We start from the raw sequence: 21701 nt of genomic DNA on the forward strand, positions 1-21701 counted from the left end.
ACATAGAAGTTCTAGGTAAGGTGTAAAAATGAATTATTCAAAAGATTTTGTAGCAGCATCCACAACACCATTGATCTTAGCAATATTGAAAAATGGACAAAGCTATGGCTATGCCATTATCCAAAAAGTAAATGAATTGTCTGATGGAAAAATGCGATGGGCTGATGGTATGTTGTACCCAATATTACATAGACTTCAGAAAAAAGAATTTATACTTGCTATATGGGGAGTCAGTGACACCGGGCGAAAAAGAAAGTATTACCAACTTACCAGTACAGGTGAGGCCGAACTTATTGAGCAACGAAGTAATTGGAAACAACTCGATAAAATGTTGGATCAGTTAGCAGGAGATGATGATGTTTAATTTAAATCAAGCAATACAACAATGGTGTGAGTTGGTACTGAGTAATGACAGTATCAAAAGTAAAAATATAGATGAGCTTATTGATCATCTTCATTGTGAAGTTGAACAATTTATTAAAAATGGTAAAAGTGAAGAGCAAGCGTTTAAAGCGGCAATAGAAAAAATGGGAGAAATAGATATGCTAGCAGGTGAATACGAAAAAAACCGATCTTTTTTACAAAAGTTATGTGCGTTTGAATATGGTACTGTAGGCCAAAATACCAATCCAAACAAAACTAAATCAACCATACTTTCGCAATCGATATTATGGGCATCAGCGATGATCGCTAGCGCTTTAATAATTACAAATGAAAAAGAAGCTTTTAGCGTTATTTTTCTTGTTTTATTACCACTGAGCTTAGCTAATATTATCGCTTTAAGAAAAAATAATAAAAGAAATAAAAACTAACTTATTTTAACTCAAATAATAAAATGGAATTTAAATAATGATCAGGTTAGCAGGTAAAAATGATTTAAAAGAAATTCAGAAACTATATAAAGAATTAAGACCTTTTGATCCCGTTTTAGAAGATAACTTTGCACAACAAACATGGCGAGACTTAATTGCAGATCCTCAAACACAAATAATAGTGGCTGAAATTGAAGGTGTTTTAGCTTCAACTTGTGCGTTGAATATCAATAATAGTATTGCAAATGGTGGTAGGCCATTTGGCATAATTGAACATGTTATTACCTCAAGTAATTTTCGCCGTATGGGACTGAGTCAACAAGTATTAGAGTTTGCAGTATCTTTAGCATGGCAAAAAAACTGTTATAAAGTAATGCTGTTATCAGGAGAGAAATTAACATCCGCTCATGCTTTATATGAAAAAGTTGGTTTTAAAAGTGGTATAGAAAAAGGCTTTGTTATTAAACCGAGTTAAACCTGATTAGGGTAACAAATACCAAATCTAAACCATGCCTGATCCCCGATGCATAAAATAAAACATAGGATCAATATAATTTTATCTAAGACTTATTGATTACAAACTTTCCTTTGCCATTAAATAAACGATCGGTCTATAATCATTCGATGAGTATACAAAGTACAAAACCACGTCGTGGTAGGCCGCCTAAAACAGTGCGGGAAAATGAAGATACCAGAGCAGAGCTGATCCAAAGTGGGTTAATTAATCTTACTGTAAATGGTTTTGCCTCTACGGGTATAGATGCGATTATCAAGCAAGTAAATGTGCCAAAAGGCTCGTTTTACTATTACTTTGATAGTAAAGAGACATTTGGAATAGCTGTTATAAAAAGCTATTCAGGTTACTTTGCCAAAAAGTTAGATAAGTATTTATTCGATGAATCAATAGCACCTTTACGACGCCTAGCGCTATTTGTTGAAGATGCTAAAAGTGGCATGACAAAACATCGTTTTAAACGCGGTTGTTTAGTGGGAAATTTAGGTCAAGAAGTAGATGTTTTACCATTAAGTTATCGTAAGTTATTGATTGAAATTTTCGTTGTTTGGCAAGGTAAACTGGAACAGTGTTTATTAGAGGCACAATCAGCTAAAGCAATAAAGCCAGAACTGGATTGTCATGAGTTGGCTGAGTTTTTTTGGATTGGTTGGGAAGGTGCAGTAAGTCGCGCTAAATTAATGCAATCAACACAAGCCTTAGATAGTTATCTAAAACACTTTATATCTGGTATCAAAACGAAATAGCACATTTAATTAATTGGCAGAGCATATTCATTTCATTAGGTGCTTTGCCATTTTCACACCATTTAATAATCGATCGGTCTATATTGGAGAGCCACTTATGTTTAACGGTATTTTAATCGAAAAATCTGAAGAAAATTATCAAGCTAAACTCACAAATATTAATGAAGAATTGCTAGGTGAAGGAGATGTAACCGTAAAAGTACTGTATAGCACTCTAAATTATAAAGATGCTTTAGCTATAACAGGCAATGGCCCTGTTGTTCGTAAATTCCCTATGATCCCTGGTATTGATCTAGTTGGGATAGTCGAACATACAGATAGTGATAAATTTAATACAGGTGATACTGTTTTATTAAATGGCTATGGGGTAGGGGAAGTACATTGTGGCGGTTTAGCGCAGAAAGCAAGGTTAAAAAGTGAATGGTTAATTAAAGTACCTGAAAATTTTAATCCTAAGCAAACAATGGCAATCGGCACTGCTGGGTATACTGCTATGTTGTGTGTTATGGCACTTGAAAAGAATGGTGTAACACCAGAGAAAGGAAATATATTAGTAACAGGTGCTAATGGTGGTGTAGGAAGCTTCGCCATTTCTATTTTATCTAAGTTAGGCTACCAAGTGACAGCATCAACTGGGAGAGTAGAGCAGTCACAATACCTAAAACACTTAGGTGCGAGTGAAGTTATTAATAGAAACACACTAAACCAAGCAGGACGACCACTTGCCAAAGAGCTGTGGGCAGGGGCAATTGATTCAATCGGTAGCCATACACTGGCCAATATATGTGCAGGCCTTAAATATGGCGGTACAGTTGCAGCGTGTGGTTTAGCACAAGGTATGGATTTACCAGCGAGTGTCGCACCATTTATTTTAAGAGGCATAACACTTGCTGGGATAGACAGTGTTATGCGTCCAATAGAAGACCGAATTCAAGCCTGGCAACGTTTAGCTGACTTATTAGAGCCAAATATCATCAATGATATCGCAAATGAAATCACATTAGATCAAGTTGTTGAAACTGCTGAGCAACTGCTAGACGGTAACATTCAAGGTCGCGTCATTGTTAATTTGAATAGTTAAAAATACACAGTCAGTCTTAAATTATATTTACCATAAAGACTGACTTTAAATCATTAAACAGGCTGAAGTAATAACTCATCAATGATATTACTATTTTTGAATTCAGTATTCTTATTAGCAACCTGCTTTAATTTCCTTACAAAATCCATAGAAGTTGCAGGATTAAGCGGATATGCATGCTCTGTAAATAATAGATTGATAGCCTTAGTGATAATCTCATCACCTAATACTTCTCTTAGCTGAGAAAAAACAATCGTTGCACGAGAGTATTGATCATGATTTAGTGTCGCATCAACTAATGCAATAGGTGCCTGAATATTATTTCTTTTTGCGTGTTCATATCGCGTTGTTTCATATTCAACAAGTGATTGCATAGCCGCTTTTCCATAATGTTTTTCAATCAATACCAGTTCCACATATTTAGCCATAGATTCTATTAGAAATGCCTTATCTTCATATACGCCATTGCCAACTTGATGGCCAAACCATTGATGGGCAGTTTCATGAACAGCTCTTCTATACCTTTGATCAAAGCTTGCATTTTCACTTGGTTGTGCTCTAAAACCAACACTGTCACTAATTAACATAACCTTCGGAAGAGAATAGCCTGTCGGCCCAAAATCTGGTGCAGCAACAATATTTAACTGACTTCCAGTATAAGGTAAGCCAATTTCATTAAACCAATTTAAAGTGTCGTCCATGGCTTTAAGGTTGATTTGAGCTGCTTGATTTTTTCTAGGTGTATAAACATTAAGTGCCACCTTATTATTATTTTTTGATATTGCTGAGAAAGGCACAGACATCCAAGTTGGAATGGCTCTTATTGGCGCTGATGTTTCAAACTCAAAGAATGATCTATTATCCTGCTGCCATTGTTTTGTAAGTTTGCCTTGTGCAATACCTTGATAACCAAGCTTTGTTGATAACCTTGTTTTTATAGTGGTAAATTCATATTTACCTACACTGTTATGTGGTTGTTTAAATAATTCTGAAGGTTTTAAATTTAAGTTATCAGCTAAATTATAAGTTTCTCTTAAGCTGTCAGCTGTTAATTCATAATTTTTTTGATAACCAATAGTTGGTAGTAATGGTACAGATCTTAAATAACTAAAATCAGCTGAAACAATTTGGTGACTCCTGATAGGCCATAACTTAGGTTGCTCAAAAGTAAACTTTGTTTCAATACGACTAGACTCTCCAACTTTTAAAGGTTTATCAAAAGTAAACACTGCTTGATTCAACTTTTTATCGAAATGTGTTTTATGTGCACCTTTAATATGAACTTCTACTAATGGATAATGTTTAGAACGTCCGATCAATACTTGCGTTATTTCTGTATTAGTCTTATTTTTTATTTGATAATTCAGCTTAAATTTTGCAATCTGTTGTTCAGGAAAAATAGCGACATCAGCGTCTATATGCACAATGCTTGGCTGAGGTTTCGTCTTCCAAACTGCATATTGCGTTTCATACTGGGCTTTAAAAGCTTCTCTCTTATCACTGGTCATCAAAGGTTTTTCATTTAATAATTTATAGTGAAAGTCGCTTATAGAAAATAAACTAATAAAAATTGGAATAAATAATACTTTAGGGAAATTTTCAGTTTTAATTTGCATTAGACCTGTTCCGCGATGAGTTAATGCAAAACTACACAATATCGTTGTTGGTACCACGAGTAACCATACTTTCATATATGGCCAAAATACAGATAAGCTATTTTGGTAACCCCAAAAACTATCAGGTTCTTGAAGTGGTGAATCTGCGATTTGCCAAAGGGTATGGGTTAATCCTAAATTGCTCATAACTGGCGTGAATTTTACCAGTAATATTAAAGAGATGATAAAACCTGCAGTTAAATTAGAGCGGCATAAATGAAAGATAGCAACAAAAAGAGACCCTAATAACATTAAAGGTAAACCACTTAAACTCAGTTGTTTGATGTAATGAACAGGGTAAAACTCGCTCTCAAAAAATAGCTGCGCCAATACACAACCAATCGCAGTAAGAACAAGTAGAATAAACACCATAAAACAGATAACAAAAACATGCCCTAATATTAATTGATTGTTCTTAATAGGTGTCGCTGCTACAAGTTGCGAAAAGTTAAAAGCGCTTTCTCTTGTTGTTATTTGCCAAGACCAAAGCGCTACCAAAAAAGCACCTAATACAGGTAAAACATCAAAAGATACGCGGTTAAGTGCGTCTATACTGTTACTATTTAAGATCGAAAAAGGTTCAGCATAATTAAGCCCAGATGCTGCAGTATTAAAAATTAAAATAACCCAAGATAAGAGTATTAATAAAGTTAGTTTGCTGGCCAATAACTGCTGTAAAGGGGTTTTACATAAAGTAAACATAGGGGTAGTCAGGCTGTAAATAAATTTATTGGGTGCTTTTATCTGTTTATAAGTTTTTAATTTTATTTTTTGGCTTTTACCTTTATTTGACTTACTTTTAGTTGATACAAGTTCAGAGTTATATTTATACAAAGACCAATAAATTATGCTCGCACTCAAAGCGACATAAAATGCTCGGCTAACAAATACACCTTCTAACCAGTGTGATGAACCTGACGATTCAAACTGACTCATGCTGGCTGTAATAGCAAATGGGTCGAGCCAAAATAAAGCATCATATAATTGTGTATTTACAATGCTGCTACCGGCAAGAATAGGAGAGCCTGTCATACTCGCTATCATTAAATAGCTTAACCAAAGTGCACCAAAAAAAGCATAAACTACAACAACACTTTTTTGAACTGTACAGAGAATTAATGCTAAAGATGCTAACAGAATCAAGCTAGGTAAAACCATTAACACCAAATTATAACTCAATGACTTTAAGTAATTAAAATCTAAACTTAAGTTCGTTTCATTTTGTAGGATATAAGAAATTAAAATAGCGCCATAACTCACTATGCTAATAAATAAACACAGGCTTATTAGTAAAATGATACGGCTCAAAGTACGCTTTAAATAAGAAGTATGGGTGCTGACTATCAGTTCGCTCATATTATAAATATTATCTTTTAAGAGTAGCCCAGGAGCCAATGCAGCCACTAATACTGGCAAACAAAGCATTTGCCATGCAATTAAATTAAATTCAAATTGTTTAAGCTTATTTGTGTCACCAGTGTCTAAGCCCATAGCAAGCATATAAGCAAAAACAGCAGGTAATAATATGGATAATAATGCGATAGGCTGACGTAAAATATAACGCCACTCATTAAGATATAAAGGAGTTAAATATTGCATAGTTCACCTGTTTTGTTTAATTCAAAAAAGTATCTGTCTTGTAAACTTGCTTCAACCAGATGTGCATCAGGACTTGGTTTTGACTGGGCATAAATTCGAAATGTCGGTTTTCCGAATCGAAAGGTTTTACTTAAAACATGACTGTTTTTAATATCTTTATTATTAGGTAACTCAGATGTGCTCCATACTTTTTTGTCTAGTGGTTTTATGAGACATTGTACATTGCCATTATCTATCACACTGCCTTTATTAACTAAAGCAACATGATGGCAAAGGTTTTCAATATCCGACACGATATGTGTTGATAACAAAACTAATTTATTATCACTGATTGATACAAGTAAGTTATTTAATCTTTCTCGTTCTGCTGGGTCTAGACCTGCGGTAGGTTCATCCATAATGATAAGTTTAGGGTCGCCTAATAAAGCTTGTGCAATGCCAAAACGTTGCTTCATACCACCTGAAAAAGTCGATACTTTTTTGCCTGAATCATTTGTTAAATTGGTAAGTATTAATAACTCTTCTATTTGCTTGGTATACTCAGGCTTGGTTAAACCTTTTAATATTGCGATATGTTTGAGTAACGCATAACAGGTCATATTTGGGTAAACCCCAAATTCTTGTGGTAAATAGCCAAGTACTTTTCTGATGTCATGAGGATTTTTTAAAATATCAATGCCATCAAAGATGATTTTCCCTGCATCGCTTGCTTGTAATCCTGCAAGTGTTCGCATAAGTGATGATTTACCAGCGCCATTAGGGCCAAGTAAGCCAACCATGCCTGTTGGCAAAGAGAGTGAAATATTATTCAGGGCATGAGTCCCATCAGCATAAATTTTATTTACATTTGTAAGTGTAAGCATATTTTTAACTCGATAACGAAAGATATGCTCACATTAAATAAGTTTAATAAATTGGGCTATTACACAATGATTAACCATCAAAATTAAATGATGAAATGTAATAAACCATTGTTTTTAATTGATAAGTGACTTTCGTCATTAAAAAAGGTACTTTTATCATTCTATGGATGACAAATAGTTTCTATAAATGACAAAATTAACAATCAATCCTGTAAATGGTGAAATAAAGCGTGTTAAAGATTAAAGATTTATTAATAAGAGACTTTTACCGGTACGTACCATTATTGTCAGTTATTTTATTAGAAGCCCATATCCGTTTTTTGATAAATGATACGCAGGAAAGAGCAGAGTATCTGTTAGTTTCATTTCAGCTTGTTTTTGAATGTTTACCACTGCTTGTTGGACATTGTATTGCAGGTAATCAATCAAAAAATAAAGCGATATTGACCTGGCTTACCTGCTTTATATTTTATCCTTTATCATTAATTGTTTTAAACGGACAAAATGCAGCTTTTGAATTGTGGTCCTACTTTAATCTAGAGGTTTGGTTTATCACTATGGCAGCAAGTTTATTATGGTTTATCCAGCACACCATGAAACAAGGCCAAGTAAATAAATTTATAACTTTTTTTTCAGGCTTATTTTCGTTAAATAATGTCGTTTTAATTTTAGTGGTAGGTTGGGCATTATTTGTTGCGGGAATATTTAACTCTCATGTAGCGCCTATGCTAAACCAACCCATTAACCCTGTGATTGAACTCAGTAAATTGATTTCTGATTTTGGGCCATTTTTATTTTACTTATGGCAGTTTTTAGTTATCTCAAGTTTAATTTATATCACATTCCTTTTAAATCGATATGTATTGATCCGTAAGGTACTTGCAGAGCAGGGCATTATAATATTTTGTGCTGCCGTTTTACTCTGTTTGATAGTATTAACGCCGACATATTCTTACCTGATCTTGGCACTGCCAGTAAACCAAGTACCAGAATACATCACAACACTGATCCCATCAGGTAACCAAAATATATTTTCGCCATATAACTACCAATTTATGTTTGTTGTATTTGCAGTCAGTACACCAATAATTTTAGCTTTTGAGCGACAAAAACAAGATGCTAAAATGCACGAAATATCTAAACAACAAATTCAGACAGAATTAAAATTATTACAGCAACAAATAAACCCCCACTTTTTGTTTAATACGTTAAATAACTTATATGCACTGACACTAATCAAGTCAGATGAAGCACCTGATATGGTGATGCAATTATCAAATTTATTAAGATATAGTGTATATGAAGGGCAAAAAGCGCACGTTAATTTGTCACAAGAAGTCTCTTATTTACAAGATTATATTGCACTTCAAACAATCAGAAATAAAGATAAATGCAATATAAGTGTTAATTGGCCTGAAAATGCTAATCAGCATCAAATAGCGCCGCTGTTATTAGTTATACTGTTGGAAAACGCATTTAAACACGGTGTAGATAAAAGCGTAGATCAATGTGAATTGATATTTAATATGACACTTAAAAACAATACGCTCATAGCTGAATGCATAAATGATTTTGAACAAGCTCAAACATCTAAACCAAAAGGTATTGGCCTTGAAAATTTAAAGAGACGGTTGTCACTTATATACCACAATAAGCATAACTTAGAGACGCATCAAACATCTGGTAAATGGCACGTAATACTAACGTTGGAACTTGATTAATGATTAAAGCTTTAATAATAGATGATGAACCTTTGGCTCATCAGGTAATTTTGCATCATTTAAAACAACATCAAGATACTAAAGTGGTAGGTCAATGTTATAACGCCACTGAAGCCCTTGTAAAATTAGCTAAAGAGAAAATTGATTTACTTTTTTTAGATATCAATATGCCACAACTAAGCGGTATCGAGTTTTTAAAAGTACTGGCTAATAAGCCTCAAGTTATCATTATTAGTGCTTATCAAGAGTATGCTTTTGAAGGTTTTGAACTTGATGTGACCGACTATCTATTAAAGCCGGTTTCAGCCAAAAGGCTAGATCAGGCGCTCAATAAAGTACGTAACAGCGTTAAACACATTTCACAAGCTGACATCACAACTAATCAACCGCAGAGTATCGTTTTTAAAGTAGGTAAAGAAAAACGTAAATATCAATTGGAGAATATCTCTATGTTAGAAGCCTATGGTAATTACGTTAAGGTATATCAGGGAGAAAGATGTGACTTGGTCAATAGCACATTAAAACAACTCATCGAACAACTACCTCAAACGCTTTTTATTCAAGTTCAAAAATCATATATCGTTAATAAAATGCACGTAAGCGCTGTAGATAAAGACTATGTCAGTTTATCTGAGTGTCAAAAGGTAAAAATAGGTAAGTCTTTTAAAGTAGCAGCACAAAATTTGATCTAGAATTAAAACAAGTTTATTTGCTCTATCTTAATACTCGGAGAGATTATGAAAACCATGACTTGCAAACAACTGGGTGGCGCATGTGATAAACAATTCCAAGCCAACACATTTGAAGAACTGGCTGAGATAAGTAAACAACATGGTATTGAAATGTTTCAAAAACAAGATAAAGACCATTTAGATGCCATGATTAAAATGCAAACTCTGATGCAAAAGCCACAAGATATGCAAACCTGGTTTGAAAGTAAAAAAATGGAATTTGAATCGTTAAAGGATGACTGAAAAAATTATGATATATATAGGCTGGTTTTCAATCGTATTAGCTTTTTTAGCCTTAGCGCCTAGCTTAGTACCAGGTGCTTTGTCTTTATTGGCTTTTTACCTTTCTTTAGTTTCATTAATCATCTCCATCACAACTATTAAATCTTTTGGTATTATTTACTTCAAGGCAACTTCAATAATCGTCGGTTTTGGCATGTTAATCATCAATGATTATCTGAGAATCTATGGCTCATTACCTCAATCTACATGGGTCGAAAAAATGAGTCTGTATGGTATATATCTGATTATTTGTTCAATAGGACTATTGAGTGTAAAAAGACATGGCGAAGTAAGTAATTTAAAAGCGTGAACTAATGGAAGTAATTTATAAAAAGGTCCCCCCAAGCGATAGCCATTTTTATCGTGCTTTAAGATTAGAAAGTTTAAAACATAACCCTGAAGCTTTTGAAACCAGTTATCAAGAATCAGTAAATACTCCTGAGCTACATTTTGAAAAATTAATAAAAGAAAACAATCCAAATAAATTTGTTATGGGTGCTTATGTCAAAAATAAACTAGTGGGCCTGTGTGCATTTGTTGATTATAACAAACACGATGTAATTGACTCAGGTACTTTAATTCAGATGTATGTCACTGCAAAATTTAGAGGATTAAATATAAGTAAATCTTTGCTGTTAGCTGTCAAGTCTGAAGTTATGAAAATTAAACATATACATGCCATTTTACTCGAAGTTAAAAAGTCTAATTCAATAGCAGTTAATACTTATATTAAAAATGGCTTTATTAATTATGGAAAAGATGCCGATGTTCAAGACTTTTTAATGATCACTCAATTGAAATAACCCTCATACTTTAAGTGCATTGTGAATCTAAAGTACTCTAACAATGCAAATAATATATTTATTATAATATAATTAATGAATTATTTAATTACATTATAGATAAAAAAAGAAAAACTAGACCTTTTGGTAATTACTTCAAAAAGATGCTTTATATATACTAAACTATCGTTATAAACTTGACTTAAAACATAGGGATGAAATGTTTAAGTTTAAACAAATAAATTTAATTAACTGTGTATTTTACCAACTTATATTTATACAAACATTATTATTTAGCTTTTATAGTAATGCAGAAAATAACAGAAAACTGAATAAAATTGTGATCCCACTTAATGATTGGGCGAGCCAAAGAGTCTTATCTAAATCTATAGGCAAACTTTACGAAAAGCTAGGTTTTGACGTGTCTTATCAAGATATTAAAGTTAAAAATCAATGGGGAGCTTTGAAAAGAGGTTTAATTCATATGCAAATAGAAGTGTGGGAACCTTCTATGGGTGAAGTATTTAATGAATATGTCGAAAAACAATATATTGTGGACATGGGAAGTCATAACGCAAAAGTAAGAGAAGAGTGGTGGTATCCTCAATATGTTGAAAACCTGTGTCCTGGATTACCCTTTTGGCAAGCACTTAACAAATGTGCTCATATATTCAGTCAAGTAGGCTCACAAAATAAAGGGGTGTATTACTCAGGCCCTTGGTTTTATAACGATGCCGATATCATAAGAGCGTTAAACTTAAACTTCGTAATCAAAGAATTACCAGATGATAAAGCACTTATTGCACACCTAAAAAATTCAGCAAAAATGATGAACCCCATTTTGTTATTAAACTGGTCTCCAAACTGGACAGATACACGTTTGAAAGGGAAGTTTATTGAGTTTCCTGAATTTTCACCTGAATGTGAAACTGTGCCTGAATGGGGCTTAAACACAAAGCATGTGAAAGATTGTGGCAATAAAAAAAATGCGTGGTTAAAAAAGCTGCCTGGCCTGGTTTAGCAACATATAATCAATGCGCTTTTGATTTACTTAAAAATATAAATCTAAACTCTAAAATGATCTCTGAAGCTTCAGCTTTACTTGTAGTAGATAGACTAACTGAATCGCAAGCTGTTACGGCTTGGTTAAATATGTTTAAGCAAGACGTAGATATTTGGATGCAAGCAGTATGTTCTGATTCAAGGAAATAAAAACAATAATCTTTTAAAAGTATAAATTTAAAGAAAAAATAATTAAATAGATCTATACTGATCATTATAGTGTGTATATAAAATGCGTTTTTCTTCCCTAGGATATAATCATTAATAACACAAAGCTGTAGAGGTCAAATATGATTCATGGATCTTGTTTGTGTAAAGAAGTCACTTTTACAATAAATGGTAACTTACATTCTGGTGATATTGCCACTGTGATAATTGTCGAAAGTTCTCAGGAACATCGCCTGCGGCTTGGGCTATGGCACAATCCGCTGATGTGGTGATCTGTAGTGCAAATAATTGTGTATCAAAATTCAACTCGGGTAGGGGACAAAGATGTTTTTGTAGTCATTGTGGTTCACCGCTTTGGTTTGAATCATTAGAGTATCCAGATACGATTGCAATACCACTAGGTGTACTAGATCACGGTTATATTCCACCATTAAGAATGCATATATGGACACAATCACGGCCAACTTGGTGTGCTATTCATGATGAATTACCACAGCATAAAACATATCCATAACTTTCAAATAAATTAAAATCCGTAGCTTGATCCAATGACGATAGCATTATTTGTATCATCAGCTTGATTTCTAAATTCTAAATAAGGTTGAAAACCAGATCTTGTCCAAGTAACTCTCAGTTCGTGGTCCATTGTATCGCTGTAGGTAAAAAATACATTGTTATAACTAAATGAAAACTTTGATTCTTTGCCAGTATAACTCACTCTTTTATCTAAACGATAGCCCGTTTTATTATCAGCTTCAGTAGCATCTATCCTTGCTCGCGTTCTATTACTGATAGAAATACCAGAATCAAAGTTATAACCTATTTTTGCTAAAGGGCGATACTGTAATGCATTGCCATCATGCAATAAACGATGATAACCAACAGCGACCCAAAAATTGTCGTTAATATTCATATGCTGTTCCATACCTAGAGTGATATATGGTGAGCTTGCTAATGAGTTGCCTTCTTCCGTTGTTTTGATTTCACCCGTTTGAATTGCATCAAACTCAGTTAGAACTGTTAAACCACCTAAAGCATTATCAAATGTATGACCTGCTTCTAATGTTGATGTAGCACTTGAGCCATGCAGCGAGCCATCATGGAGTTGTATATTGCCTGTAACATAAGTGAAATTGGCAAGTACACTTGTAGAGCCATAATAAAATTGGAGAAATGAATAAGGTTAACAATGCTTTCATAAAACTAACTCTAATAGCTCAATATAAAACTTCAGTGTTTTCTAAAATATTGAGCGAAATTAAATAAAAGCAACTGTCCTTTCATTGCTTTAACTTTATAAGAAAGTGCAGGATAAATGATTTATATGAATGAAAACTGAATGAAGCGTTGTTATATCGCCATAGTGGAAACTATTAACATTAAAGCGTGTTACCAATTGTTATTTGGCTGTATTTACCAACCAAAATTAGCGGTAGCTATTTTTGATTGGTAAATACAAAATATAAAAGATTTATTTGTTAAGCCTTGAATAATTTTAAGTTGATTGTTAAAAAATTTAATTTAGATGAATTTTTGTCTTTGCAACATGTTCTCAAGTTGAGCCATGCCTGCTGGTACATCAACTTTGATACCTAAATCTTTAAAGGTTGAACCAAAAGCATGTATCGTTCGAAATAGGTTATGTTCACGACATTGTTCACCCATTTGTCCAATACGTACGATAGGAGGACCAAAAGATCCCGCTATTTCTACACGGTAGTTTTTAGATATATGTTCACATACTGTTTTAGATTCTAATTGCTCAGGTAAACGGATACCAATAACAGAGTTAAGCCTATTTTTACCGTCAATATATAAATCTAAACCTAAGCTTTCAATAGCACTTTGTAGTGCTGTTGAGCAAGTTAAATGTCTTTGAAATCTTTTTTCTAATGTTTCATTACATATCAAACGCATGGCTTCATGCAATGCAAGTAAACCAGAAACTGGCGCAGTATAATGATATGAGTCTTGATGCCAAAAGTTAGAAGCTAGCATGGCATCTAAAGTCCATTGGGGAATTTGAATGACGCGGTTGCTGATACGCTGCCAAGCGCGATCAGAAAATGCAACTAAGGATACGCCAGGAATAGAACTTAAACCTTTTTGACCGCCAGTGATCACCGCATCAATATGCCAGTCATCCATTTTCAAAGGCATAGTACTTAATGTACACACCGCATCGACTATTAAATAACAGTTATATTCTTTTGCTAATTTGCCAATTTCAGCTAATTCATGATTGTAAGTGGTATTAGAAGTTTCACCCTGTACTATGGTTATCACTTCTGGAGAATGCTCTTCAATTAACTTTCTAATTTCAATTGGATCAGCACTTTGACCTTCAATAATAGATGCTTGCTCAACTTCAGCACCAGCTCTTTGCGCCATTTGTGCCAATCTATTTGAGAAAAAACCATTGCAGATACTTAGCACTTTGGTATTTTTCCAAACTAAGTTTGCAACAGCCATTTCCATGGCTGCAGAGCCAGGGCCAGCAACACCCACAATCCATGGGGAATTAGTTTGAAAAATATAACCCGCCATAGATTTTACTTGATGAATTATCTTCCCCATGGTTTCACCTAAATGATTGATCACAATACCATTGGCGTTGGCAACAGCTTGTGGAATAGGAACTGGTCCCGCTCCCATCATTAATAATGGTTCTTCTGGTAAAATGCGATCTAACGTATCTATTTGGGGAACTACTATTTTCATGTTTCTTAGCTTAAGTATTTATTAAAGGTGATTGTTAAAAATCCTAACATAATGTAGTGCAACAGGTAATTCATTATTTAGAATAAATATAAAATTTTTTAAGTTAAATATAATATCTAAATTATTATGATGTGAAACATTTACTGTATTGATAAATAAAGATTTACTTATAGGTTTAAACAATATTGTTTATATTATTCTCACTTGAGCAATCCAAATAAGATGCATATTTATTTACCAAAACATAAATTTAAAAATATATTCCAATTTGTTAACTAATATTTAGAAAATCTTGCCAACTTACCCAGTCATTTTTATATTTTCGTTTAGGTGTGCTAGGCAGTTTACTATCTAATAATTTATATCTCGTACAATAATCACTTGCACAACTAAACTTAAATTTTTTAGTTGCACATTTTGCAGATAAATAGTTGGCATATAAATTTTTCGCCGGATCTTCAGTACCTAAAAAATCATACCAACTTGTCCATTGCTCTTTATATGCCAACTCAGGAGACGATGGCAGCCTTAAGTCAACCGCTTTACGAATAACAGAATATTCAATTGAGCTTTTAATTTTTAGTCTATTAGTTGCTAGCTTAGCTTTAGAATAAGTTTGATAAGCTGAGCAACCATTTAAATTTAAGTAATCTTCCCAACTAATCCAATCTTCTTTAAATTTCTCATTAGGTGCGACAGACAGTGCTTTATCTTTTACTTTACACGTGAGCTTGTAATCTTTTATTGAATTAAACTTTAAAAAATGTGCTACGGATTTAGCTTTATCAAAGTCTTGATAAAGTCTACTTGTATTTGGTTGCGTTCCTAAAAAGTCGTACCAACTTATCCATTGGCTCTTATAAATTTTTGCGGGTTTGAGGGTAATGCGCTATCACATGAAGGGCGTCTACAGTGATAATCAATAGAACTTGTGAAATTGTGATTTAAGGCAAATTGTTTTGCCAATTCAAGAGTAGGATAAAATTGATTTTCCATGACAACCTCGCAAGCTAAATTAGAAACATAGCTAAACTAAATCATCATGGTGTTTAATAAAAATAAAATCTATTACAAACAGTATAACCAAAAGCTATGGCTTTGTAGCTAGGCATTAGCCACCTTATGTATTTCATCTAATAAATGCTTAGATGTTTGTGATAATTGTTGATCGGTTAAGTGTAACGCTTGTAAATTAAAATGTAGCGGTGGAGATAAAGGCGAAATTGATGTTTGTGCACATAAATTACCTTTAGCGGTATATTCATCAATTATACATACCCCCATTCCTTGTGCTACCAGCCTAGCGGCAATAAAGTATGTTTGAACTTGAATATTACATTTCATTTCAATATCTTGATCTGAAATGCGGTTAAATACGATATCTCCAAGTGGGCCGCTATCCCAAATACCAATAATTTCTTGATTAATGAGCTCCTCTACATTCATAGATTGCGGCTGTTCAGGAAAAAACTGATTTGGATAAACAACCATTAACTGAGACTCCAAAACCAACCGCTGTGTTATGCCAGGCAGTGGGGGAGGAGAAAACATTAAAGCAAAATCTATTTTTCTTTCAAGTAATGCTTGTTGAACTTGTTCATTGTGCATAGTTTGAATATTAATATTCACATCGGGATGTGTTTTTTTAAATTCAGCCACCGCTTTTGGCACTAAATCAAATCCCAGAGCTGGAGCCAACCCTATATTGATGTTACCAGTTTTACTTTTTTTAATATTTTCAGCTGTATTTCGTACTGAACGGATTTGTTTATATACCTTGTCTACTTCATTAAACAACATGTTCGCTTCAGCTGTTGGAATTAACCTACCTTTAACACGTTGAAATAAATCAAAGCCCAGTTGCATTTCAGCATGAGCCAACACCTTACTCACTGATGGCTGTGAGACATGAAGGAATTGGGCTGCGTTTGTTATCGAACCAGTCATATAAATCGCATGAAAAATTTCAATATGTCTCAATCTCATATGATTACCTTTAGTGTGTTATTTTGAGCATTCATATCAACCTGATAAGAATTGAGCGCATCATATGTTATCGAGCCAGTCATATAAATTGCATGAAAAATCTCAATATGTCTCAATCTCATATGATTACCTTTAGTCTGTTTTTATGATCATTCATATCAACCTGATAAAAATTGGGCGCATCATATGTTATCGACCCAGTCATATAAATCGCACGAAAAATCTCAATATGTCTCAATCTCATATGATTACCTTTAGTGTGTTGTTTTGAGCATTCATATCAACCGGATAAAAATTGAGCGCGTCATATGTTTTCGAGCCTGTCATATATATCGCATGAAAAACTTCACTATGTCTAAGTCGCATTTAATTCCTCTTAGTATTTGTTAATTTGGTTTTATTTATCTATAAAACAATTTATTTGTTGCCATACTTACAATAGTGAAATCACTTTAGATTACATTTTAATTATCAATTTCAGAAGTTGTAAATAACATTAGAAACAAATTCTAATCAATTACCGCTTATAACTAATGAGCTTATGTATCCTGACATTGGTCTCATATAGTTTAACTGTTTTGATTGTGTAAATTACAATAAATTACTGTCGTTAAATAGAACTTAACAATTAATTAATCAATTGTATTTTCTTTAAAATGTTAAAAGGTATAACCAAAGGTTATAGTCTTGTTATTAAGTGTCAATTGTTTAATTCACCATTTTTATTCATGGTTATAGACACAAGCTATTTATTTTATTGGGCAGTTGGAAATAGTTTGAGTATAGCCGCTTAGTTTAATTGAACTAAAGCAGCGGGAATAAGTATGGAAATTGATGATCAGGTAAAAACTAAAATAAATCTGATTAATTATAACGGGGCATGACAACGGGAAATCTCATGATCAAAAATACAACAAGTCACCACAAGCTTACGCGTCTTAGTTTATGTGTTATTGCGGCTCTATCACCTCAGCTCGTGCAAGCTGCACAAACAAAATCAGACGATGAACAAATCGAACGAATTAGCATCGTAGGTTCTAATATAAAACGCTCTACTGATATCGGCACATTACCAGTTACAACATTGTCAGAAAAAGATATCGAAAACACAGGGGCTGTGACAGGTGATGAACTTTTACGTTCAATTCCTCAAATCGGTGAAGTTAATTTTGGCGGTGCAACAGGTAACGGCGGCGTAAACGATGCGCGTGGTGACGTATCTTCAATTAACTTACGAGGCGTAGGTACTGGTAATACACTCACTTTACTTAACGGTCGCCGTTTAGTTAATCACCCGGGTACACAATCAGAAAACTTTGTTCCAGTAACGACTGTTAACTCAAATACTTTACCTGTATCAGGTTTACGCTCTCTTGAAGTTTTACGTGATGGTGCTGCTGCTATTTATGGTTCTGACGCCGTTGCAGGTGTTATCAACTATAAACTAAAAGATGACTTTGAAGGCAATCGCATCAGTGTTACTTATGGAGGCTCAGAAGGTACACCACTTGATGAAAAAACATTTAACTTTTTAACTGGTTTTGATGTAAACGGTGGCAAAACACATATCACTGCATCTGCGACTTATTACGAACGTAATGGCATGATGGCAAGAGAACGAGATTATTCTGCAAGTCATGACTTACGTGAATACCCAACATTGCCAGAAGATTTTATTGGCGATACGCAATTAGATAACCGTACAACAGCAACACCTTGGGGTGACTTTCAATCTGATGAACTAGGGCGTTTTCACTTACAACCAGATTCTCAATCAGGCTGTGTATTAGATTTATCAGGTGGCGTATGTGCTGATAGCGGCAGTTTCCCTCGAGATAATCGTTATGATCGTGGCCCAGATCGTTCATTAGTATCTGATGTTGATCGTTTAAATTTTTATACTTACATTACGCATGACTTAGGTAATGATTTAGAACTATTTGGTGAAGCAATTTACTACAGTGCGACAGCCGAAAGACTACGCGAACAAACACCTAACTTAACAGCGCAAAGATTTATGATCTCTGCCGATGCTGCATTTAACCCATTTGATGAAGAAGTTAAAGTACGAAGCTATCGTGCAATTGATACTGGCCCAAGAAATGTAGAAGTGGATGACACAAGCTACCGTGCGCTAGCTGGTCTTCGTGGTGTAACAGGAAATTGGGATTGGGAAACTGCAGCCTTTTACTCAGCAGCCGAAACTAATGATATGGCTAACCGTATCCATGCAAGTAAATTCCAACAAGCAATTAACAGCACTGATCCAGCAAATGCTTACAATATTTTCACCGGTGGTGATGTAAATAATCCAAATACTGGCGATACCAGCTTAAATCCACAAAGTGTGATTGACCAATTTATGGTTGATGTAACACGTGATTCTAAAACTAGCCTAGCTTCAGTAGATTTTAAAATGAGTAATGGCGAACTTTGGGATTTACCAGCCGGTTCTGTTGGCCTAGCAATGGGCCTAGAATTTAGACATGAAACTTTTGAAGATGACCGTGATGAATTATTAGATGGCAGCAACCCATTTATTGACCAAATCACAGGTGTTGAATTATCTGGTAGTAATGTACTTGGTAGTAGCCCGACACCTGATTCAAAGGGTGATCGTGATGTTGCATCTGCATTTGTTGAAGTACTAGTACCCGTTATTGATAATGGCGATCACTATGTTGAGTTACAAGTTGCAGCAAGATACGAAAATTTCTCAGATGTGGGTTCAGCATTAAAACCTAAAGTTGCATTGTTTTGGGAGCCAGCTGACTGGATGAGCGTTCGCGCTTCATATGCAGGTGGTTTTAGAGCCCCAGGTTTACCACAAGTAACTGCTGAAGCAGTACCACGTAGTAATAGCTTGTACGACCCAGTTTTAGATAAAAAATATGCAATTGTTGACGTAAGAAGTGGTAATACAGATTTAACACCAGAAGATGATACGAATATCTCTCTTGGTTTTGTATTCCAACCGTCAGATCAAATGACTATCACCCTTGATGCATGGCGCATTGAGCAAGAAAACCTAGTCGGTATATTACCAGGTGCTTCTCATTTACTTTATGATTCATTACTACGTTCAGAAGGTTCATCTAACGAAAATGTAATTCGTGATCCAGATACCAATGAAGTTGTGCAAATTAACAATACTTACCAAAATCTTGATAAAAGAGAAATTGAAGGTATTGATTTAAGCTTAACATACGATTGGGAATCAAGCTTTGGTGATTGGGAATTCACACTTAATGCTGCTAAATTAACTAAATTTGAGCAAATACCTGATGATATTTCAGCTCAGTTACTCGCTGCACAAGAAGCTGGCAATCCAGCAGTACCAGCTGATCAAGTTGTTAAAAATGTGGGTGACTTAATGAAACAAAACGGTCGACCAGAACTACGTGCTCGTGCATCACTGAACTGGCGTATGGAACAATGGGGTTCAGGTTTAAGTACTAGCTATGTAAGTGAAGTAGAAGACTCAAGTACAACAGCAACAATTGACGATGAAGTAGTTAAGTTACCAGTAGATAGCTACCAAACAGTTAACTTTTATGCTGATTACCGTTTTAAAGGTAAATCTGTTCTTAATGATAGCAAGCTACGTGTAGGAGTTCGTAACTTATTTGATGAGCAACCTCCACTTGCTGATGAACTGGGTTATGGTTACTTTGGCGGACTTCATTCAAATAGAGGTCGTTATTTCCATATGAGTTTCAGTAAGTCTTTCTAGTCATAATCTCATAAACTGGGCCTAAATTTAGGCCCGTATTTTTTTAAACTTAATACCAATTGTATTAATTAACTTCAATAAATATAAATACAAAAGAGCTGAATTTTATGGAACGTATTCTTTTTCTAGGGCTGTGTGCATTTTCAAGCTTTGCATCACTAGCATGTGACTTTTCAACAGTTAAGTTTGAACATGATTTTGCAGCAGCAAGATTAGATGAATGTAAGCAGCTTAATGATTCAACATATCAATTAACTTTAATTCCTGAAAATACGCCTATTAATGATAGCCCTTGGTATGCTTTTAAAGTTGTTGCAGACAAACCGGCTGATATTAAAGTGGTCATGAAAGTTGAAGATGGCACTCATAGATACCCTCCGAAAATCAGTCAAGATGGGCATAATTGGCAATTACAAAAATATAGATTAAGAAAAAATAAAATGTCATTTCACTTAAAAGTCAATGAAAAGCCAACTTGGATTTCAGCGCAAGAAATTTTAACCAATGAGCAATACTATCATTGGGGTAAGCACTTAGCACAACAGCAACATATCAGCCAAGAAGTGCTAGGCGAGTCTACACAAAAACGTCCGATTTATAAAATTGAAACCAAAGGTGAAAGTAAAGATTGGTTAGTGATATTAGGTCGTCAGCACCCACCAGAAATCACAGGCGCTTTAGCGATATTTCCATTTACTGAAACATTACTTTCAGACTCAAAATTAGCACAAAAATTTAGAAAACAGTTTAACGTATTAGTGATCCCAAATCTTAACCCGGATGGTGTTCAATTAGGTAATTGGCGTCACAATGCTAACGGCATTGATTTAAATCGTAGTTGGAAAAACTTTGATCAAATAGAATCAAAAATTGTTGATGACTACTTAACATCGCTTGTTAATAATAAACAAAAAATGCGTATGGCCGTTGACTTTCACTCAACTAAAAAAGATATCTTTTACACTATGCCATCAGATTACGGTATGCAACAACCATACTTAGTTGAAACTTGGCTCAATAGCTTAGATAAAGCATACCCAGACTTTAAAGTGATACAACAACCAGGAAATAACCCAGGTAAAGGTGTATTTAAGCAATATTTTACTGATAAATATAAAGCACACGCGATCACCTATGAAATGGGTGACAATACAGATAGAAGATTTATCCATACTTTAGCTGTAAGTGCTGCAAATACTTTAATGACCACTCTGTTAGAAAGCGATCCGGTAACAGGAAAATAAT

The 21701-nt window shown here is 34.2% G+C and carries 20 protein-coding genes and 1 pseudogene; 15 read left to right on the forward strand and 6 right to left on the reverse strand.

Features of this window, described 5'->3' with window-relative positions:
• Positions 1 to 28: 28 nt before the first annotated feature.
• The 5 genes from KO527_RS13685 to KO527_RS13705 all read left to right on the forward strand — a co-directional run bounded on the left by KO527_RS13685 (position 29) and on the right by KO527_RS13705 (position 3153).
• Complete coding sequence (locus tag KO527_RS13685; protein WP_216040843.1) at positions 29 to 364, forward strand: helix-turn-helix transcriptional regulator; 336 nt, start codon at positions 29 to 31, stop codon at positions 362 to 364.
• Positions 357 to 812, forward strand: a complete 456-nt coding sequence (locus KO527_RS13690; RefSeq protein ID WP_216040844.1) for a permease prefix domain 1-containing protein — start codon at positions 357 to 359, stop codon at positions 810 to 812. The genes KO527_RS13685 and KO527_RS13690 overlap by 8 nt, the downstream gene beginning before the upstream one ends.
• 37 nt (positions 813 to 849) lie before the next feature.
• Positions 850 to 1287 (forward strand): GNAT family N-acetyltransferase, encoded by a 438-nt coding sequence (locus tag KO527_RS13695; RefSeq protein ID WP_216040845.1) that lies wholly within the window; start codon positions 850 to 852, stop codon positions 1285 to 1287.
• A gap of 149 nt (positions 1288 to 1436) precedes the next feature.
• Positions 1437 to 2072 (forward strand): TetR/AcrR family transcriptional regulator, encoded by a 636-nt coding sequence (locus KO527_RS13700; RefSeq protein ID WP_216040846.1) that lies wholly within the window; start codon positions 1437 to 1439, stop codon positions 2070 to 2072.
• Between the two features lie 97 nt (positions 2073 to 2169).
• On the forward strand, positions 2170 to 3153 hold the full coding sequence (locus KO527_RS13705) for an MDR family oxidoreductase (RefSeq protein WP_216040847.1): 984 nt from the start codon (positions 2170 to 2172) through the stop codon (positions 3151 to 3153).
• A 53-nt stretch (positions 3154 to 3206) separates the two neighbouring features.
• On the opposite strand, the gene KO527_RS13710 is transcribed toward KO527_RS13705, so the two are convergent.
• Together KO527_RS13710 and KO527_RS13715 are read right to left on the reverse strand one after the other, a co-directional pair.
• Complete coding sequence (locus KO527_RS13710) at positions 3207 to 6407, reverse strand: M1 family aminopeptidase (RefSeq protein ID WP_216040848.1); 3201 nt, start codon at positions 6405 to 6407, stop codon at positions 3207 to 3209.
• The gene (locus KO527_RS13715) at positions 6395 to 7270 is read right to left on the reverse strand and encodes an ABC transporter ATP-binding protein (protein ID WP_216040849.1); all 876 of its coding nucleotides are present in this window, start codon (positions 7268 to 7270) and stop codon (positions 6395 to 6397) included. Before KO527_RS13715 ends, KO527_RS13710 begins: the two co-directional genes overlap by 13 nt.
• 230 nt (positions 7271 to 7500) lie before the next feature.
• Here KO527_RS13715 and KO527_RS26410 point away from each other — a divergent pair, with 230 nt between their 5' ends.
• The 8 genes and pseudogenes from KO527_RS26410 to KO527_RS13755 form a co-directional block, all read left to right on the forward strand.
• Positions 7501 to 8991 carry a histidine kinase gene (locus tag KO527_RS26410; protein ID WP_216040850.1) on the forward strand — a complete coding sequence of 497 codons (1491 nt, stop codon included), beginning with the start codon at positions 7501 to 7503 and terminating at the stop codon, positions 8989 to 8991.
• Positions 8991 to 9683, forward strand: a complete 693-nt coding sequence (locus tag KO527_RS13725; protein ID WP_216040851.1) for a response regulator transcription factor — start codon at positions 8991 to 8993, stop codon at positions 9681 to 9683. The genes KO527_RS26410 and KO527_RS13725 overlap by 1 nt, the downstream gene beginning before the upstream one ends.
• A gap of 45 nt (positions 9684 to 9728) precedes the next feature.
• Positions 9729 to 9965 (forward strand): hypothetical protein, encoded by a 237-nt coding sequence (locus KO527_RS13730; protein ID WP_216040852.1) that lies wholly within the window; start codon positions 9729 to 9731, stop codon positions 9963 to 9965.
• 7 nt (positions 9966 to 9972) lie between these two features.
• Positions 9973 to 10314, forward strand: coding sequence for a hypothetical protein (locus tag KO527_RS13735; RefSeq protein ID WP_216040853.1), 342 nt, complete (start codon positions 9973 to 9975; stop codon positions 10312 to 10314).
• Positions 10315 to 10318: 4 nt separating this feature from the next.
• Complete coding sequence (locus tag KO527_RS13740) at positions 10319 to 10807, forward strand: GNAT family N-acetyltransferase (protein WP_216040854.1); 489 nt, start codon at positions 10319 to 10321, stop codon at positions 10805 to 10807.
• Positions 10808 to 11006: 199 nt separating this feature from the next.
• Positions 11007 to 11807, forward strand: coding sequence for a glycine betaine ABC transporter substrate-binding protein (locus KO527_RS13745; RefSeq protein ID WP_216040855.1), 801 nt, complete (start codon positions 11007 to 11009; stop codon positions 11805 to 11807).
• Positions 11777 to 11998, forward strand: a complete 222-nt coding sequence (locus KO527_RS13750) for a hypothetical protein (RefSeq protein WP_216040856.1) — start codon at positions 11777 to 11779, stop codon at positions 11996 to 11998. The genes KO527_RS13745 and KO527_RS13750 overlap by 31 nt, the downstream gene beginning before the upstream one ends.
• A gap of 223 nt (positions 11999 to 12221) precedes the next feature.
• A pseudogene (locus KO527_RS13755) lies at positions 12222 to 12530 on the forward strand (GFA family protein); the annotation flags it as partial.
• Positions 12531 to 12542: 12 nt separating this feature from the next.
• On the opposite strand, the gene KO527_RS13760 reads toward KO527_RS13755, so the two are convergent.
• From KO527_RS13760 to KO527_RS13780, 4 genes are all read right to left on the reverse strand, one after another.
• On the reverse strand, positions 12543 to 12929 hold the full coding sequence (locus KO527_RS13760; protein ID WP_216040857.1) for a hypothetical protein: 387 nt from the start codon (positions 12927 to 12929) through the stop codon (positions 12543 to 12545).
• Positions 12930 to 13537: 608 nt separating this feature from the next.
• Positions 13538 to 14737 (reverse strand): alanine--glyoxylate aminotransferase family protein, encoded by a 1200-nt coding sequence (locus tag KO527_RS13765; protein ID WP_216040858.1) that lies wholly within the window; start codon positions 14735 to 14737, stop codon positions 13538 to 13540.
• Between the two features lie 271 nt (positions 14738 to 15008).
• Positions 15009 to 15623, reverse strand: coding sequence for an integrase repeat-containing protein (locus KO527_RS26415; RefSeq protein ID WP_354668623.1), 615 nt, complete (start codon positions 15621 to 15623; stop codon positions 15009 to 15011).
• 218 nt (positions 15624 to 15841) lie between these two features.
• On the reverse strand, positions 15842 to 16723 hold the full coding sequence (locus KO527_RS13780) for a LysR family transcriptional regulator (protein WP_216040859.1): 882 nt from the start codon (positions 16721 to 16723) through the stop codon (positions 15842 to 15844).
• Between the two features lie 898 nt (positions 16724 to 17621).
• Between KO527_RS13780 and KO527_RS13785 the strand changes: the two genes are divergently transcribed.
• Together KO527_RS13785 and KO527_RS13790 are read left to right on the forward strand one after the other, a co-directional pair.
• The gene (locus KO527_RS13785; protein WP_216040860.1) at positions 17622 to 20456 is read left to right on the forward strand and encodes a TonB-dependent receptor; all 2835 of its coding nucleotides are present in this window, start codon (positions 17622 to 17624) and stop codon (positions 20454 to 20456) included.
• Between the two features lie 107 nt (positions 20457 to 20563).
• Complete coding sequence (locus tag KO527_RS13790; RefSeq protein WP_216040861.1) at positions 20564 to 21700, forward strand: M14 family metallopeptidase; 1137 nt, start codon at positions 20564 to 20566, stop codon at positions 21698 to 21700.
• The last annotated feature ends 1 nt before the right edge of the window (position 21701 follow it).

The sequence above is a fragment of the Pseudoalteromonas sp. C2R02 genome (assembly GCF_018860845.1).
Classification (GTDB): domain Bacteria; phylum Pseudomonadota; class Gammaproteobacteria; order Enterobacterales; family Alteromonadaceae; genus Pseudoalteromonas.